Annotated in this window: 13 protein-coding genes and 2 tRNA genes; 4 read left to right on the top strand and 11 right to left on the bottom strand. The window is 51.7% G+C overall.

All coding sequences use genetic code 11. From position 1 onward, the window contains the following. The first annotated feature begins 264 nt into the window (after window positions 1-264). A complete protein-coding gene (typA, locus tag B4W65_RS03245) occupies window positions 265-2,064 on the top strand; it encodes a translational GTPase TypA (RefSeq protein WP_088653684.1) in 1,800 nt (599 codons plus the stop codon). 161 nt (window positions 2,065-2,225) lie between these two features. On the opposite strand, the gene B4W65_RS03240 is transcribed toward typA, so the two are convergent. Together B4W65_RS03240 and B4W65_RS03235 are read right to left on the bottom strand one after the other, a co-directional pair. Then, window positions 2,226-2,299, bottom strand: a tRNA-Asn gene (locus tag B4W65_RS03240). A 41-nt stretch (window positions 2,300-2,340) separates the two neighbouring features. Further along, a tRNA-Asn gene (locus B4W65_RS03235) sits at window positions 2,341-2,414 on the bottom strand. A 148-nt stretch (window positions 2,415-2,562) separates the two neighbouring features. Here B4W65_RS03235 and B4W65_RS03230 point away from each other — a divergent pair. Both B4W65_RS03230 and kbl read left to right on the top strand, forming a co-directional pair. Continuing rightward, the gene (locus B4W65_RS03230; protein WP_088653683.1) at window positions 2,563-3,546 is read left to right on the top strand and encodes an adenosine kinase; all 984 of its coding nucleotides are present in this window, start codon (window positions 2,563-2,565) and stop codon (window positions 3,544-3,546) included. Between the two features lie 10 nt (window positions 3,547-3,556). Beyond that, window positions 3,557-4,744 (top strand): glycine C-acetyltransferase, encoded by a 1,188-nt coding sequence (kbl, locus tag B4W65_RS03225; RefSeq protein WP_088653682.1) that lies wholly within the window; start codon window positions 3,557-3,559, stop codon window positions 4,742-4,744. Here the strand turns inward: kbl and B4W65_RS03220 are convergent. From B4W65_RS03220 to B4W65_RS03200, 5 genes are all read right to left on the bottom strand, one after another. Then, the gene (locus tag B4W65_RS03220; RefSeq protein ID WP_088653681.1) at window positions 4,741-5,856 is read right to left on the bottom strand and encodes a mannosyltransferase; all 1,116 of its coding nucleotides are present in this window, start codon (window positions 5,854-5,856) and stop codon (window positions 4,741-4,743) included. The two genes, kbl and B4W65_RS03220, sit on opposite strands and share 4 nt — an antisense overlap. Window positions 5,857-5,886: 30 nt before the next feature. After that, a complete protein-coding gene (locus tag B4W65_RS03215; RefSeq protein WP_146697696.1) occupies window positions 5,887-6,717 on the bottom strand; it encodes a fimbrial biogenesis chaperone in 831 nt (276 codons plus the stop codon). A gap of 28 nt (window positions 6,718-6,745) precedes the next feature. Then, window positions 6,746-9,649 carry an SdrD B-like domain-containing protein gene (locus tag B4W65_RS03210; protein ID WP_088653679.1) on the bottom strand — a complete coding sequence of 968 codons (2,904 nt, stop codon included), beginning with the start codon at window positions 9,647-9,649 and terminating at the stop codon, window positions 6,746-6,748. Window positions 9,650-9,697: 48 nt separating this feature from the next. After that, window positions 9,698-10,258: a hypothetical protein gene (locus B4W65_RS03205; RefSeq protein WP_146697694.1), complete on the bottom strand. Its 561-nt coding sequence runs from the start codon at window positions 10,256-10,258 to the stop codon at window positions 9,698-9,700. 91 nt (window positions 10,259-10,349) lie between these two features. Beyond that, entirely contained in the window at window positions 10,350-11,030 is a 681-nt protein-coding gene (locus B4W65_RS03200; protein WP_146697693.1) for a hypothetical protein, read from the bottom strand. Window positions 11,031-11,309: 279 nt separating this feature from the next. Between B4W65_RS03200 and B4W65_RS03195 the strand changes: the two genes are divergently transcribed. Continuing rightward, on the top strand, window positions 11,310-13,859 hold the full coding sequence (locus tag B4W65_RS03195; protein WP_088653676.1) for a YfhO family protein: 2,550 nt from the start codon (window positions 11,310-11,312) through the stop codon (window positions 13,857-13,859). 79 nt (window positions 13,860-13,938) lie between these two features. Here B4W65_RS03195 and B4W65_RS03190 read toward each other — a convergent pair whose 3' ends face one another. From B4W65_RS03190 to B4W65_RS03175, 4 genes are all read right to left on the bottom strand, one after another. Beyond that, window positions 13,939-14,877: a hypothetical protein gene (locus B4W65_RS03190; RefSeq protein WP_088653675.1), complete on the bottom strand. Its 939-nt coding sequence runs from the start codon at window positions 14,875-14,877 to the stop codon at window positions 13,939-13,941. Window positions 14,878-15,001: 124 nt separating this feature from the next. Next, complete coding sequence (locus B4W65_RS03185; protein WP_240509467.1) at window positions 15,002-15,742, bottom strand: glycosyltransferase family 2 protein; 741 nt, start codon at window positions 15,740-15,742, stop codon at window positions 15,002-15,004. Window position 15,743: 1 nt separating this feature from the next. Continuing rightward, complete coding sequence (locus tag B4W65_RS03180) at window positions 15,744-17,024, bottom strand: glycosyltransferase family 4 protein (protein WP_088653673.1); 1,281 nt, start codon at window positions 17,022-17,024, stop codon at window positions 15,744-15,746. Between the two features lie 22 nt (window positions 17,025-17,046). After that, window positions 17,047-17,976 carry a glycosyltransferase gene (locus B4W65_RS03175; protein WP_088653672.1) on the bottom strand — a complete coding sequence of 310 codons (930 nt, stop codon included), beginning with the start codon at window positions 17,974-17,976 and terminating at the stop codon, window positions 17,047-17,049. Window positions 17,977-17,982 lie beyond the last annotated feature (6 nt).

Genomic DNA, 17,982 nt, shown 5'->3' with positions numbered 1-17,982 from the left:
CGCTTCCCGCTGTATGATTTTATTTAAAACCGTCGCCACCTAAAGACCCACACCGATCAGCCAAAACCATGCGCACTAAGCCGTGCCAAAAGCCCGAAATTCAGGGCCTCTTCATTTTTTAACTAAAATTTAACAGTCTGTAAGCCCTTGCTAATCAGCACAAAGGCGAACTGTTTGACCAACACACTCCCAATGCACTGGCGCACAGGACCTACAATCGCTTAAATTACACTAATTTTGCAGCCCAATTTGGAAGACATCTGTATGCAAAACATTAGAAACATCGCAATAATTGCGCACGTTGACCACGGCAAAACCACCCTGGTGGATAAAATGCTGATGGCCGGCAAACTTTTTAAAGAGCACCAACATGCCGGTGAGTTGGTGATGGACAACAACGATCTGGAGCGGGAACGCGGGATTACCATCCTGTCGAAGAACGTATCCATAACCTGGAAGGGAACTAAAATCAACATCATTGATACCCCGGGTCACTCCGACTTTGGCGGAGAAGTAGAGCGGGTTCTGAATATGGCCGACGGCGTGTTGTTGCTGGTAGATGCCTTTGAGGGCCCCATGCCCCAAACGCGCTTTGTTTTGCAAAAGGCCCTGGCCATTGGCCTCAAGCCCATTGTCGTGATCAACAAGGTGGACAAGCCCAACTGTCGCCCCGAAGAGGTGCAGGAGGCGGTGTTCGACCTGATGTTTAACCTCGAGGCCACCGAACATCAGCTCGATTTTATTACGGTGTACGGTTCGGCACGCGACAGCTGGATGTCGAACGACTGGAAGGAGCAAACCAGCGACATCAGTGTGCTGATGGACGCCATTGTAGAACATATTCCGGCCCCCAAGGTAAATGAGGGCACGCCCCAGATGTTGATTACTTCGCTCGACTACTCGTCGTACGTGGGCAGGATTGCCATTGGCCGCGTACACCGGGGCGTACTCAAAACAGGTATGGAGATTGCCCTGGTCGACCGACACGGAGGCATGTACAAGACACGCATCAAGGAGCTGAATATTTTTGACGGACTGGGGCGCACCAAGACCGATACGGTAGCTGCCGGAGAACTCTGCGCCATTATCGGTCTCGACCGCTTTGACATTGGGGATTCCGTATGTGACCCGGAAAATCCCGAGCCGCTCGACCCCATTGCCATCGACGAGCCCACCATGAGCATGCTCTTCACCATCAACAACTCACCCTTCTTCGGTAAGGAGGGCAAATTGGTTACCTCGCGCCACATTAAGGACCGTCTCGATAAGGAATTGGAAAAAAACCTGGCTCTTCGTGTGGAGGCCACCGACTCAGCCGATGCCTGGAATGTATACGGCCGCGGCGTACTCCATTTGTCGGTCCTCATCGAAACCATGCGTCGCGAAGGCTACGAATTGCAGGTGGGTCAGCCCCGCGTTATCATTAAGGAGGTGGCCGGTGAAAAACATGAGCCGGTGGAAGAGCTCACCATCGACCTGCCCGATGAAGTATCGGGAAGGGCCATTGAATTGGTAACCCAGCGCAAGGGCGAGCTCCGTGGCATGGAACGCAAGGGAGACCGCGTACATCTCGAGTTCATCATTCCCTCACGCGGCATCATTGGTCTGCGTAACAGCATACTGACCGCCACAGCCGGTGAAGCCGTTATGGCCCACCGTTTTATAGAGTTTCAACCCTGGCGGGGGCACATCGAAAAGCGCCAAAATGGCTCGCTCATCAGCATGGAAGCCGGCACCGCCTTTGCTTACGCCATCGATAAATTGCAGGACCGCGGCAAATTTTTCATCTCTCCCCAGGAAGAGGTGTACATGGGCCAGGTCATCGGTGAAAACAACCGCGAGGGCGACCTGGTAATAAACGTTACCAAGAGTAAAAAACTGACCAATATGCGTGCCTCCGGCTCCGACGACAAGGTGCGCATCGTTACCCCCATCACCTTCAGTCTGGAAGAAGCCCTCGAATACATCCAGGGCGACGAATACGTGGAGGTCACCCCAAAATCCATCCGTCTGCGTAAAATTCTCCTGCAGGAGCACGAACGCAAACGCTTGTCCAAGCAATAAAAAAAAGGCGGCCCTTCGGCCGCTTTTTTTTGCCTGGCCCCCAGGGCCTACACACAAGGCCACCCAGGACTGAAGTCCTGGGAGTTGGGACAGCGGGTGGGGCTTTTTTGTTTGCTGAGGCAAACAAAAAAGCCCCACCTGCCTAAACAGATGGGGCTCCGCTCCTCAGGTAGGACTTGAACCTACGACCTACGGATTAACAGTCCGCCGCTCTAACCAACTGAGCTACTGAGGAAAATAAAAAAGAAAAGCCACAGGGGCCATCCTAAAAGAAAGCTCCTCAGGTAGGACTTGAACCTACGACCTACGGATTAACAGTCCGCCGCTCTAACCAACTGAGCTACTGAGGAAAATAACCGGTTCTTTAACCGAAGCATGAAAACAGGAAAATATCCTTTTCTCAAATGCCCTGCAAAACTATATCCTTTCACCCAATTATGCAACTTCTTTGCCGAAAAAATTTCATCTTTGTAAGCACAAATTCCTTATAAAAAAACTATGCGAAAAGTACTGGGAATGGGCAATGCCCTGGTGGATATTCTGATGCAGGTGGACAACGATCAGATTTTGGAAACGCTGGCCCTGCCCAAGGGCAGCATGCAGCTGGTAGATCGCCTGACGGCCGACAAAGTATTGGCAGCGGTAGGTCACAACGGACACAGCAAGGCTTCGGGCGGTTCGGCCTCCAATACCATTCACGGTTTGGCCAACCTGGGGGTTGGGACCGGCTTTCTGGGAAAAATTGGACAGGACGAATGGGGCTCTTTTTTCCGGAGCGACCTGGAGGCCAAAAACATCGCCCCCTACCTGCTGGAAAGCTCGGCCGAATCGGGCCGGGCACTGACCCTGATTTCGCCCGACTCGGAGCGGACTTTCGCGACCTTCTTAGGGGCGGCGGTGGAGCTGAGCGCGGCAGATATACCGGCCGACTTGTTTGCCGATTATCAATATTTCCACATCGAGGGCTACCTGGTCCAGAACCAGGACCTCATCCGTCAAGCCCTGCAAAAAGCCCACGAGCACGGTTTGGAAGTCTCCCTGGACCTGGCCAGCTTTAACGTGGTGGAAGACAACCTGGAGTTTTTACGCAGTATGACGGCCGATTATGTCGACATTCTCTTTGCCAATGAGGAAGAGGCGCGTGCCTTTACCGGGGGACTGGAAAATGAGGCGGCGCTGGAATGGATGGGCAAGCTGTGTAAAACGGTGATCTTGAAAAAGGGGGCTGAAGGCTCCTTCATTAAGCACGGCGACCAGCAGGTAAAAGTGGGGGCAGTGCGCACTACGCCAATTGATACTACCGGGGCGGGCGACCTCTACGCAGCTGGCTTCTTGTATGGCCTGATGCACGAAATGCCGCTGGCGACATGCGGACACCTGGGCGCCCTGCTCTCGGCACGTGTGATTGAAGTGGTGGGACCCAAAATGGATGAGGCCCGCTGGGAAGCCATCCGCAAGGAGATCGAAACATTGAACAATTAAAACGGAAGCTATGTACGGCACATTTAAAACGCATTTGCAGGAGCAACTCGACGAAATAAAGGCATCCGGCCTTTACAAGGAAGAACGCATCATCACCGGTCCCCAACAGGCAGCCATCCGGGTAAGCACCGGCCAGGAAGTGCTTAATTTTTGTGCCAACAATTACCTGGGCCTTTCGAACCACCCGCGGGTACTTGAAGCGGCTGCCCGAACCCTGCAGGAACGGGGCTACGGCATGTCGTCGGTACGTTTCATCTGTGGCACCCAGGACCTCCACAAGGAGCTGGAGGGTACCATAGCCCGCTTTTTTGGCACCGAAGACAGCATTCTGTACGCAGCCTGCTTCGACGCCAACGGAGGCGTATTTGAGCCCCTTTTTGGTGAAGAAGACGCCATCATATCCGACGAGTTGAACCACGCCAGCATCATCGACGGAGTACGCCTGTGCAAGGCGGCCCGTTACCGCTATAAGCACGCCGACATGGCCGACCTGGAAGTCCAGCTGAAAGCAGCTCAGGCACAGCGTTTTCGGATTGTGGTGACCGACGGGGTGTTTTCGATGGACGGAGACATTGCGCCTCTGAAGGCCATTTGCGATTTGGCCGATCAATACGAGGCCCTGGTGATGGTCGACGACAGCCACGCCTCCGGCTTCATCGGAAAAACCGGTCGCGGCACCCACGAATACCACGATGTAATGGAGCGGGTGGACTTGCTCACCGGCACCCTGGGCAAGGCCCTGGGCGGCGCACTGGGGGGCTACACCACCGGCAAAAAAGAAATCATCGAACTGCTGCGCCAGCGTTCGCGTCCCTACCTGTTCAGCAATTCGCTGGCCCCCTCGATTGTGGGCGCCTCGCTGGAAGTCTTTCAAATGCTGGAAGAAAGCACCGCCTTGCGCGATCGCCTGATGGGAAATGCCGACTACTTTAAAACCCGACTCCAAGCGGCTGGGTTTGACCTCAAACCCAGCCAGTCGGCCATCGTAGCCCTGATGCTCTACGACGCACCCCTGTCGCAACGCTTTGCCGCCCGCCTGCTTGAAGAAGGCATCTACGTCACCGGCTTCTACTTTCCGGTAGTACCTCGTGGACAGGCCCGCATACGCATTCAGCTCTCGGCAGGCCACACCAGAGCACAACTCGACCAGGCATTGGAAGCCTTTGTTAAGGTGGGTCGCGAACTGAAGGTCATTTAGGAGCCAAACACTTCTTCTGCAATCAGCCTTGCCTGATACGTATCTGAAAAAGGGGCCAGAACATGGCTCCTTTTGTCTATCTCCTCATCAGTAAAATCTTTCTCAACCAACTTTTGAAGCAAGGCTACCCACTCCGATCGATCCCGGGCAACATAACAAAGATCTTCTAATCCGGTATCGGCGACCATTTCTGGTGAAACAATACAATGCCGCCCTCTGAAAAGGGAGACCAGCAATTTCAAACGCAAACCGGTTGTCTGCCAGGCCGGCAACAATATTCCTGCTGCCACACGAATTTGCTCCTGCATTTGGGGCCTGGAAGGATCGGCCATCAAACTGGCCTTGGAATAACGAACCATGGCCTTACGCAAACGAGGCGAAGGCTTTTTGCCTGCAACGACCAGGTCAACACCCGCTTCCTTAGTCATACCCAACAAAAAGAATACGGCTTTCTCGTTCTCTGCTACGGACAAATCTCCATGATACAAGAAATGGTTTCCGCGCCCGCTTTGACTCAGTACTTCCTGCTCGCCATGAAAGGCACTTACCAGTTTCCACTTGGGATAAAAACTTTCAAAGTAACGGGCATCGGGAGAAGCGATGGGAAAAACGCAGGCACAAGGAAGCGGTCGCTCCTCATAGGCCTTCAATCGTTGACTTTCCAACCAATAATAACTGGCCCTGGCCAACTGCGACGCGCTTTTGGCGAGCGACCGATAATAATGATTCTCAACATTATGCATCCTTAGATACACCTTTCGTTGGGCAAATGCGCCATCCAAAAGAAGACCGGTGGTATGGATCCCCTCCAGCAAAATCGGATGTTCATCTTTCAGAAGACGCTGCTTCAACTCCTCATTTATTCTGGTTTTCACAATGTAGGGCAAACGCGAAAACTGCCGGGCAAATCCCAGCTGTCGGGAATAATAGTGTACCTCCGTACAAAATTCCTCCAACTCTGGTGCCGGCTCCCGATCGTACTGAAAACAATGCAAATGTATTTTAATCCCCATCTGCGCCAAGGCCTTAATCTTATAAAATACATCCATAGCTCCCCCGTAATCGGGCGGCCAGGGAATGGAAAAGCTGACGATGTGGAGATGTTTCTCCATAATAAAAAATAAGTGCTTGTGAAAAGTGAATCAATCTATGCTAATGTTGAGCTCGGCGCCAGCCAGATCGTTGCGACTGCCGTAATCAATGACCCCAAGAATATTGTAGGCCCCGGGCGCCAGATCCTCGGGCAGATGAAGCCGAACCTGACGACGACCGCCGGGGAGAACCGAAAATGGTTTCCCCAATTCACGCCGGGTTTCCCCGCTGCCCTGATGCAACACATCCAAATAGGGCACACAATCGGCAATGGCGCGGCCGGTGTTTTCTACCTCCATCATTAAGGTTACCGGACGCTCACCCGGAGCACTGACCTGAGAAAAACTCAGAACTGAAGCCTCTTTGGCATCGGCAAGTGCCGGTGGAGTTTGAAACACATGAAATAAAAACTGGAAGGTCTGGATGATTTGCATGCCGGTAACATCGTTGCCCTGCTCGTTGAGGGCATTGCGCTCACTGGCCAGGCGGACTTGTCCCACCGCCCAGCGGACCGTTTCGCCAGCGGGGGCTGCGGGGACCTGCATGCGAATTTCAACATCGCGGGTTTCTCCCGGGGCGACTTCAAAAAATGCCGGAGAGGCACTCAGCCAGGCGGCACAGCCATTTGGATAATCGGCGCCCACCAACTCCGTTTTTCCCTGATTGCCCTCCGAGGCAAAATTGGCGAAAGTCACCTGAAAGGTCTCCGGGCGACTGCCATTATTTGTTACCCTTAATAATTGCACCCCATTTTCCCCGGCTGCCTGCTTAAAATAAAAACGGGAAGGCGAAATAGAAGCACTCTGGGCCCAAAGGCCCGTGCCCATACTGAACAGTGCCAGTACCATCCCGACTTTGTTCATAGCTGTCATCCTCTTCATAAGCTCAATTCTTTTTAAATATCTTGTGTTATTCTTCATTTGTGTCTTCATTTCCCCCACCGTTGCCCGGGGCCATCCGAATGGTGCGTCGCCGTTCAATCATTCTAAAATGCACACTGAAGGCGCCCGTTCCCCTGACCTCAACCTTGATGTTGTTTTCCTCCAAATCGAAACGCGCATCAATGGCGGCCGGATTAATCTCTACAGTATATTCTCCCACAGGCAAATATATGACGTAACGCCCTTCGCGGTCGGTCAGTGTACTGTAACTGTTGCCATCGGCCACATTACTTGCAGTAACACGGATGTTGTCGACAAAAACATCGCGCTGACCCCCATAACGGTCCCGCTCTACCAACAGGCTGCCGCTGACACGAGCACCTTCGCTGTAGGGCAAATAAAGCGTACGGTTGTTTTGCACCTCGCGATAAAAGCGCTTGGTTTCTTCACCCCCACTCAGGGCCATAGTCTCGATGGCATAACCGCCCTTGGGCAGGTTGCGAAAGGCCACCCGGCCCGCTTCATCACTTATCAACAAATGCTCTTCCGCAGCACCCATAAAATCGTTGCCCAGCGGGTCGCTCATGGGCGTTTCGGTTTGCAAGCGAACCAGTACGTTTGGCAAACCTGCCTCATTAGGATCTTGCACCCCATTGCCGTTCACATCGCGAAATACGACAAACTCTGCATCGAAGTTACGTGGTCGCGACAAAGGCACATTCAAATCGAAGCGCAAACCGGCCCCGAATTCGGTTTGGGCATAGGACACGGCGGGCTGCTCCACCCGCAACAAACGGCCGTTACGAACCAATTCGCGTTGGTAACTCCCATTCCCGTAGACCATGTAACGACCGTAAATCGAGAATTCAAACCCTCCTGGAGTTCGGTAAAACAGTTCGGGGCGCAGATTCAACTGCTGCCGCTTCTGATAGGTGGCGTAGAAGTATTGAAAATCGGTGTTTAATTGCAAGCGACGGTTCAACATCCACCAATCGTTGCCCACATTGAAATAGATTTTTTGCGGAAAAAAGTCACTTTGCAGGTACTCCATCTGGTCCAGGGTGGTATAAGGTCCGTAGTAATAGCGAAGGGAGGCATTCCAATCGCCATGACGCAGGGTTGCCCGCCATTGCGAAACAAAGAGTTCTTCATCAAGCACTTCCTGCGGAAATTGCAGCACACCGGCAAAACCCTGAGCAAAAACCCCGGTTGAACCCAATCGACTGCTGTAGTTAAGGTCGACGCCGTATTGCATGGCTTCGAGACGCTGACTGTTTGTTCGGTACCAGGAGGGACCGGCACCAAAGCCATCGTTGGACCGACTCAGCTGAAACAGCAGGGCGGCACGTTGTCGCAGGTGAAAAAGACTGTCGTTGAGCAAAACCCCCTGCACATAACGTTCGGGCGTATAGTCGTAATGGGAGGTCTGCAAGGAAAGACTGCGCCCGACATCCAATCGGTAACTGAGTGTGCCCGAGAGAGACAAAAGGCCGTTGTGTGCCAGATAGCCCGGCGTGCCGTACAGTCCATTCAATCCCACCCGAAAGGCGCCATAACTGCCCTGATAGCCGGCCTTAGCCAAATAACCCGGCACTTGAACCACTGAGTCGGGCCTGCCCACATGCTGTTCGTTGCTGTAGCCACCACCCAAACGAAGTTGGTGACCGGGTGCCAGTCTGTAACGCAGATCGGCAGTAGCCAGCAGCTGCTCGGTCTGCCTAAGCAAGTGATCGGACCACTGCAGGTAGACCTCGGTCTCCAGGGATTCAGCACCTTTGTACTGATGCTGCAGGGAGGCGCCTTGTCCACTGCGCTGCTGCCGCAAATCGGGTTGCCAAACATAGGTGGCGGTCAGCCGGTTGTTGCCCAGTAAATAACTGCCGCGCAAGCCCTTTCCCGACACACTTGCTCCTGCCCGATTCATAGAAAGATTTCCTGCTTCAACCGAAAAAATCCGATTGAAATAACCCAGATAATGGTAGTTGCCTATAAAGGAGACCCAATCGATCTGCTCCTGTACAAAACTGCTCTGATAATAATAACTGAAACGCCCTTGCTGCCAGGGGAAGTCGCTGCTGCCATACAAACTCAAAGTGGCGTGACTGAAGGAGGAAACCAGGTTGTAGGTCTGCAAATCAACGGTAAGGGGAAGTGCCAGATAGCGCGAATTACGAATATTCGCGCTGTTGCGGGGTCGCAACAGCTCGGTGCCGCCGTTCCAGACCTTCCCGGCTTGCCCTTCGCCCGCTTCAGAACTCACCTGCAACTGTAAACGGTAACGCTCAGCCTGGTAAGGGGCATTACCGGAATAAAGATCTGAACTTTGGAGGGCCAGTCGCAGGGGCATTTGAACAATGGTGTCCCTGCCGGCAGCCAATAACACCTGTTGCGTCCACCGGGACGCATCGCCTTCTGGTCCGCCCAGCAAGTTGGCTCCGCCTCCAGCTAAAATGAGCAGCCGTTCGCTCCTTGCTCCGCTGTTGTTTAAGTAAAGGCCAACGCTGGTGGTATCGGAGGGCCAGGTGAAATAATTATCGCGCCGCAAAAGACGAGCGGTCCATGCTCCGGGAAGTTCCTGCGAAAAAGTCCATTCGGCACTGCCCACCTGCATGCCCTGAAATCGCACTACCGCCTGTAGCGTGAAAGTCCCGCTGCCACTCCCTGCTGCGGTCAGCCGCACGGGGACAAACGCAGAATCGCCTGGAGCTACCTCCACGGTTCTTTGCGCAGGTCCCCACAAACGCCAACCGCCAGGAGGCAAAAGCAGCACCTCAAACTGGCGCGACTGACCACCCGGGTTACGCAACACCAAAAGGTTGGTACTAAACACTTCGTTTTGCAGACGCGTAGGGTTTTCACGAAAATGCACCGAGATGCTGCCTTGACCGTGCAAGACCCCAGCACCTGACAACAGCAGGCTCAATAACAACATTCGTAAAACCCTTTGCAACATAGGCATAAGCATAGTTCGTGCCCCTCGTTATAAATCGGGCACCAGTACAAAATGAATCGTCAGGGCATAGGCGCCTGGCTGCCAACCAAAACCTGGCTGCAGGCGCATATCCACATTAAAGGTGTAGCAGGTGGGCTCCGTGAGGTACGACCCCGGTGCATTTGTGACACCACTTCCGCAAGTAATTTCAACATCGCTTGCTTCAGAACCAATCAGATAGACCGGAGTACTTATATCACGTAGGGCGAAAAAACCGCTCTCTTGGGGCGTTCCTGCCCCAGAGCGCACCCGAAGCTGAAGCAATTCAACAGTTGGCAGATCTCCATGACTGCCATAACTTACTGTCTGGTTCCATAACCCGGGCACATCGGTCTCCGTACCCACAAAAAAATCCCAGCGGGCATCGCTTTGCACACTCAACTGCAGGGCATTATACTGAACAATACCGTTTTGATACTGAGCTACAGTACGAAAATCAAAGTGGGTGTCGGGACTGCTCACTGCCTCAAAACTTACGTTTTGAGCGCTAACAAATGTTGTCCCATACAACAAGAATACAAATACAAAACAAAGCCGACTTGGGTTCATACCTGGGGATTGACGATTGGCCTACAAATTACTTAAAAAAAAGGAAACAGGACGAGCGCCCTGTTTCCTTTTCATGATTTTGTAATCCTGTCTACAAGTCCTCCACCAAGGAGTAAACTACTTCTAAATAATAGTAACCCGCCTGAGCAAAAGTGCTGTTGTTGCCAAGAAGACTTAAATCTACACCCGAGCTGGCAAAGGTGGCGGGAATCCCGGGCACCAAACGCATGTCGAGACGAAACTGATGGGTATCGGGATTTGCAGCAGCAGTTCCCGGATCAAAAGATTGACCGGCAGCAGTTCCGAACTCCCCAGCCAGGAATTGGGTAGCTGCAGTGGGCACCCCTGCGGCAACAGCCGAGTTGGTAAGTCCCAACAAGGAGCTGAAGTCGTTCAGGTTAACCAGCGCCGTGCTGGTCACCGAAGAGCGCATCTCCAAAATCTCAGCAGGCAACACGTTGTTGCCATTGGTCGAATAAGCCTCTACCTGCGTCCAGTTGTCGGTACTGGCATAGACAAACAAGTCCCAAGCCAAAGTGGCATCCACTTCCAACTGAGTGGCATTGAAACGGGTAATGCCCTGTTGGTACTCCTGAATGTTCTTGAACACGAAATCCACCTGTGGATTGGTGGTCATGGTCAGATTCAGAATTCCGCGCAGGTCCATAGTCACGTAGTTGTACTCTTCATCACTCAACTGTGCTGCCGCTTCGGGAGCAAAAGTCAGACCCAGGATCAAACCTGCAGCCATCGTAAGTAACAGTTTCTTCATCGCTATCTCTATTAAATTAAACAAGCAAAAACATCCTTAAGTTACAACCTAAAGGGGAAAAAGGGAAGGGAGTCCACCGCACCAACAGTACTTTGGGTTCAACTTTATACTAAAACAAGAACGCAGGGTTACTTTCCCGCGCCTCTTTTTAACAAAAAATACAATAAAAGCCCATCTTCTCCTCATTATCGAAACAAAGCCCGTCCAAAACATGGGGCATTTCCCTGCATATTTTACTATTTTTGAGGCTTTAGTGCTTACTTGCTAAACATTGCGAAGATGAATAAATGGAAACAGCTGCTGCCCGACCTGGCAGCCCTCGTATTTTTTATAGGGGTAACGGTGGTGTACTTTTACCCGGTACTGGAAGGCAAGGTCTTGCCGCAAATGGACCAAAACCATGCCATTGGTATGGCCCAGGAGTTGGTAGAACTGGAGGCCGAAACCGGTGAAAAGGCCATGTGGACCAACTCGATGTTTGGAGGCATGCCGGCCTACCAGATTAAGGGAGACGCTACGGCCAATGTCTTTTCGTACCTCAATCGTTATTCCCGGCTGGGACTGCCCTACCACACCATGGCCATCGTATTTATGTACCTCCTGGGTTTCTACATCCTCCTGCGCAGCATGGGCTTCAGTCACTGGCTGAGCGCACTGGGCGGCGTGGCTTTTGCCCTGGGTTCGTACAACATCATTATTATTATTGCCGGCCACATTACCAAGGCCTATGCCATTGCCTTAATGGCACCGGTGTTGGGCGGCATTTTATATACCTACAATAAAAACAAGTGGCTGGGGGCCCTGTTTACCGCAGTGGCCCTGGGGGCAGAAATCGCCTACAACCACGTTCAGATCACTTACTACCTGGCCCTGCTGGTGCTGGTACTGGTGGCAGACCGTTTGATAAGGGCCTGGAAAGGCGGAACCCTGAACGACTTTGCGCAGCGTACCGGTATGCTCGCTGTTGCCGCAATTCTGGCGGTATTGCCCAACCTGACCAACCTGTGGACCACCTACGAGTATGGGAAGGAGAGTATTCGGGGACAGGCGCTCCTGGAGGATGAAGAAGCAGGAAAAACGCAGCGGGGCCTGGACCCCGACTATGCTTTTGCCTGGTCGTACGGCAAGACAGAGACTTTGACTCTGCTCATACCCAATTTTAATGGCGGAGCTTCGGAACCCATTGGCCTGAACGAGCAGGTCACGGAGGGACTTCCGCAACGTATCGACCAGTTTTTAAGGGCTCGCGGCATTAATTACGGACAGCAGCAGGGGCAATTCATCAACCAGCTGGCCAATGAAATCGTTCAACAATCTCAGTACTGGGGCAGCAAGCCCTTTACCAGTGGACCGGTTTACGTTGGGGCATTGATCTGCTTCTTTTTTGTGCTGGCACTCTTCTACTACCAGGGACGCGAAAAATGGTGGTTGCTGGCAGGCACCATCCTTTCTATCGTTCTGGCCTGGGGCCACAATCTGGAGTGGTTCAACATGCTGATGTTCGACTACTTCCCGCTTTACAACAAGTTCCGAACGGTAGAAATGGCCCTGGTCATCGCCACAGTCAGCATACCCCTTTTGGGCATGCTGGGCTTACGCAGCGTGATTGAAAATCCGCAGTTAATTCGCGAGAAGAGTGGCGGGTTTATGTGGTCCTTGGGGCTTACAGCTGGTGTAGCCTTGCTCTTCTATCTCTTCCCGAACCTCCTGAGCTTCTTTAACGAGCAAGAGTTGGCTGCATTGCAGGGACAAATGAAGGCCCAACCCGAACAGGCGATCTTCTTTGAACTGATTATGGAAGAGCTGCACTACGCCAGGATGCTCCTTTTGAAAACGGATGCCTTCCGCTCCCTGGTCTTCATCGTTTTGGGCAGCGCCTCCATTTGGTTGTATGTCCGCTCCACCATCAGCCGCAAATACCTTATTCCCGGCTTGTTGGTGTTGGTGTTGGTTGATCTTTGGGCGGTGGATCGGCGCTTTGTGGGCGAAGACAATTTTATTCCTAAATCACAGGCCCGGCAGACTTTCCGTCCCACCCAGGCCGACCTGGATGTGCTGGCCGACCCCGACCCCAATTTCCGTGTTTTTTCGGTACACCGCAATGTGTTCAACGAGGTGCATACCAGCTACTTCCACAAATCTATTGGTGGTTACCACGGGGCCAAGCTGCAACGCTACCAGGACCTTATCGACCATTACCTGCAGAGCGACTGGCAGTTGCTGCGAAGTATAACTTCAGGCAACGATTCCATCGCTCTTTTACAGGAGGCCATGGGCAACTTTCCGGTGCTGAACATGCTCAACACGCGCTACGTCATTTATCACCCCGATAAAGCGCCCCTCCTGAATCCCAAAGCTCAGGGCCCTGCATGGCTGGTGAACGACATCCACGTAGTAAATTCGGCAAAAGAAGAAATAGAAGCTTTGCAACAAATGGATTTAGGTACCACCGCCATAGTGAGTACGGAGTTTGCAGATCTTTTGAGCGAAACCACCCTGGGGGCGGGAGAAGGAAGTATTCAACTGATCAGCTATCATCCGGAGCGACTGACCTACGAGGTGAACACAGACGGGCGTCAGTTGGCCGTTTTCAGCGAAGTGTACTACGGTAAAGGTTGGAAAGCTTACGTGAACGACGAGGAAGTTCCTTTGCTCCGGGTCAACTACCTACTGCGAGCAACCTTCGTGCCCGAAGGCAGCAGTACAGTAGAATTGCGCTTTGAACCCCGCTCCTACCGTTGGGGCAAGGTCCTTGCGGCCCTGTCTTCGGTCCTTCTCTTGAGTTTGCTGGCCTACGCCTGGTGGCGGCGCAAGGAATTGAATGCTTAAAATCCATCCCCTGGCAGAAAAAACAAAGGGTGTTGCTATCGATTAAGCAATACCCTTTATTTTACTACAATTCAAATACTTAACAGGCCGCCATTATGGCGCGACTTTCTTCATGCAAAATTTCCAACTCTTCCTCGGTACGTTTTTTCTTGGTGCGCAAGCCCTGCAACAACAAGTCCAGGGCCTCAATATTCTTCTGTACCCCAAAACTACACATACGCACCTTACGCTGCTCTACCCAGTCGCTGAGCAAAGCGTTAAAAAAACTGTCTTTAAAATCCTTTAACGCCTCCATATGCAACTCAAAGTCACGAGTGTTAATAAAGTCAAAAGCCTCATTACGAAAACCGCAAAGAAGGATATGCGTCGGCACTACCAATTGAAAAATGTGCTCAAAGGCCATATTGGCTTCCACATCATGCGGCTCGGGCAGTTCCTGATCCCCGTTGCCCCAAAAACGTAAGCCCTTAAGAGCCAACGAAAGCTCGTGCAATTTGCTTTTAGCCTCTACACCAAGAGCGATGGCCTCAGCCAGAGTCAACAACTGACCTTTGCAATCGCCCATTTTACTGGTAAAGTGCATCAGTCTGATTTGCGCTTGTTCACCCAAAGCAACAGTCTCCTGCTCCATGAGTTTCTTCACCTTCTCCTCCCGATTTTGTATGCTGCGCCGGCGATAACGTGAACCACCTTTAATGCGCTCCATGTAACGGGTACTTTCCTCCAGAACAGCATTCCCAGCCATCCAATTCAATTGCACAAACAAAACCTTTTGCCTATTTAAGCGTCGCTTCAAAGCGAGTTTGCCGAGATCTTCATACATGAGCGTCCAAAGGCGACCGGGATGAAGCGCCTCCGTATCGATGGAAGCTCTGCGTAGAGAGGTAGCGGCCTTGCGAACCTGAGCAAGTTCCTTCTTAAGATTTTTGTTGCATTCCTGCAACAGTCGGTCGTGGTGAACCACGCGACGAAAGGCTTTCCGAGTTTCGAAAACCTCATTTTGATATACGTTAAGCATAACAGAACTAATTGGTTAAGGGTATATTACACCAAAGGCCCCTACGTTAAAAGGCCCAAAGGGGTTCAGTTCCGGAATTGTTTTGGGGCTGTCGCAAAATCAGCAAGTGCTTAGGGTACATTCGCTAAAAGCGACGATTCTTAATCCAAAAAACTAAGAACTTGCAAGTTATACCAATATGATTAAAAAGGGTAGTAAAATAACCATAATTTTTGTTCATTATTGTAAATCGCTCCCACAAACCAGGTATAATGTTCTGTTTGGTGAGGCCTCCATCCAAAAAACGGGCCAATACCAAACGAGTATTTACAATATGCTTTGACCTCCTAAGGAGGCGAAGCACCCAATCGTAATCGGCCGAAAACCGATAGCGCAAATCATAAGGACCGGCCAGATGACGGGCCACAATCAAGGCTTGATGACTCACCAGCATCCCTCTTTGAAAGTCACGCCAACACAAATACTCTGGCGGTTGGAGACGTCGTGGCCCGACCACCTGACCACCCGCATCCACGATGAGCGTATCGCCATAATACATATCGGCACCCGCATCCAGCGCAAAAACGCGCTGAAGCACATCTGGCGCGGCGACTTCGTCACCAGCATTCAGAAACCAAAGATAATCCCCCTTGGCCAAGGCCATCCCTTTGTTCATCGCGTCGTACAAACCCTCATCCGGTTCGCTGATCCAGTGGTCCACCACCTTTTCATAGTCCTGAATAAGCGCCAAGGTTCCGTCATTACTGCCTCCATCAATAATCAAATACTCCAGGGGACCATACTCCAGCCCAGCCACACTTTTCAGCGTCCGCTCCAAGGTTGCCTCAGCATTATAAGTCACCGTAATAATGCTAACCTTAGGCAATTTAGCTGTTTCTGACATAGGCCCTTCCCTCCAGTAAGCGTTCGTAAAGCTTTAAGTACTGCCCGGCCACAATGCGGGGACTGAAATTTTGGACCACCTTTTCACGGGCATTGAGTCGAAGGGTTTCCGCCTTACTCTTATAAAGCAAAAAATCTATCCCTTCTGCCAAGCCTCCGGCGTCTCCGGCTGGCGCCAAGTAACCGCAAATGCCATGTGCCACCATTTCAGGAACTCCGCCAATCCGGAAAGCCGCCACAGGCGTACCACAGGCCAGAGCTTCCATCACAGTGTTGGGGAGATTATCCTCCAGAGAAGGCAACACAAAAGCGTCGGCTGCATTGTACAAATCAACCAGCGTTTCGGTATTGGATACATAGTTGAGTACCTTAACCGGAAAAGGCAATTCCTTGGCCAAGCCATCCGGTGCCTTTCCAAAAACCACCAGTTGAATGCCATCGCTGCCGCGCTTGGCCGCCAAATGACGCAGAGCATGCCACAAAAGAGCCATCCCTTTGCGGGGATCCGCAACGTTGGCTGCCCCGAAGAGCAAAATCTTTCGCGCTTTATCCAGCCCCAGTCGCTCCCGGGCAACATCCCGCGGCAGGGGCCGAAACACCGAGGTTTCGATGGGATTGGGAATGGACGAAACAGTATGTCCCTGCAATAAAGCAGCTTCCGAAGCCAAGCCGGCCAACCAGTGGCTACAACCCACAAGGGCCATGGGCCCTTTGGCATAAATGGATTGCTTACGTTTAAACTGACGGGCTGAAATATCGTCCACCCCAGGATCCTGAATAAGTGGGCAAGAGCCACACTGCAGACGATAACCAGCACAATTACCGGCATAGTGACATCCCCCGGTAAAACTCCACATATCATGCAAGGTCCATACCAGCGGTTTCCCCAAATCCAACAGCTGCCCCAGGCCCTTCAGAGACATATAGCCCTGGTTAAACCAGTGCAAATGCAATACGTCGGCCTGCCGCACCAGAGGGTGACTGGACAAATCAAGCCCCTTACGTCCCAGCGAAAAAGCAAAACGACCAGCACGACTCTTTTCATGAGGAAGAAAGGCGGCGACCTCCTGCAAGAAATTAAAGAGCAGACGCCCCCGATCCCATGATGTTGTAACTGCTGGGACCACCCAGCTGTGCAAGCTCTTTTTTTCACCCACCAACAAAGACGCTTCCACATCCAAACCCCGAAGAGCTGCTGTAATGCGGGAGGCCGCCACAGCTGCCCCCCCACTTTGGTCACTTTTATTAATATGTACTACACGCATAAGCTACTGCTCCATAATAAAATCACTTAATCCCCAAAATCTTAAAACCTTCCCTCCTGCAAAGATACCATTCAATCTTCAATCGGTTACGAAGTCTCCGGTGCCAACTGGGACGATAAAATTGACGAAATTGCAGCGCAATTTCATTGTTGGACTCAGCAGGGTAAGGAGATAAGTAATACGAACTCATAGGACTCTGAAATTTCCTGCTGGCCTTCATATGTCGGCCCGACCCATCCGCCCCAATATTGGCAACAAGCGACGCTCGGGGATAAACATTGGTCCGACCACTTTTAAAGCAAGACTGATTAAAACGAACAGCCCAGGACGACAAGCACCCCTCTTGCTGCTTGAGTAACATAACCGGAAGATCTTCACCTTGTTGGCTTAGCAACCTACGTTGGGTTTTACTGCCAATAAAATCAAAAAAATCAACCACACGCCAATCCACCAGTTCCCAACGGTCGCGCCAGGTACCCCAACCCCAGGCGTTGATACGGGGAAATAAAAAAGATGGGAGCGTATAGTCTGGTGGAAGCGATAGAGGAGGAGAATAGCCCGAAACAGTAAAGATACGAGCATCCTCCTTGTAGTAAAGGAGGGCTTCATTCATATAACGAAGAAAATAAGTAGAAGTAAGCAAGTCATCTTCCAATACGATACAAGCCGGATACTCTCGAAGCACCCGACTCACCCCATCAATCACCGAAGCAGCAAGCCCTTTGTTGATCTCCTGTTCAAAAACTGTGAACTTTTTAAAGCCCTTAACATTCGACAACACTTCCCTTACAGCACGAACTTTATCATGGTCTTCTAAAGTTTTTGGCCCATCAGAAAAAACAAACACAATGGTTTCACAACTTCCATCATTTTGAAGCAAGGCCGTCAAGGTCTGCTTCAAATGAACGGGTCGATTATAACAAAAGATAACAACAGGAAAAACCGGGTGCATACGACT

Source organism: Geofilum rhodophaeum, from assembly GCF_002210225.1.
GTDB lineage: Bacteria > Bacteroidota > Bacteroidia > Bacteroidales > Marinilabiliaceae > Geofilum > Geofilum rhodophaeum.
Note: the sequence above shows the minus strand (reverse complement) of the source record. Positions and strands in the feature narration are given on the sequence as shown.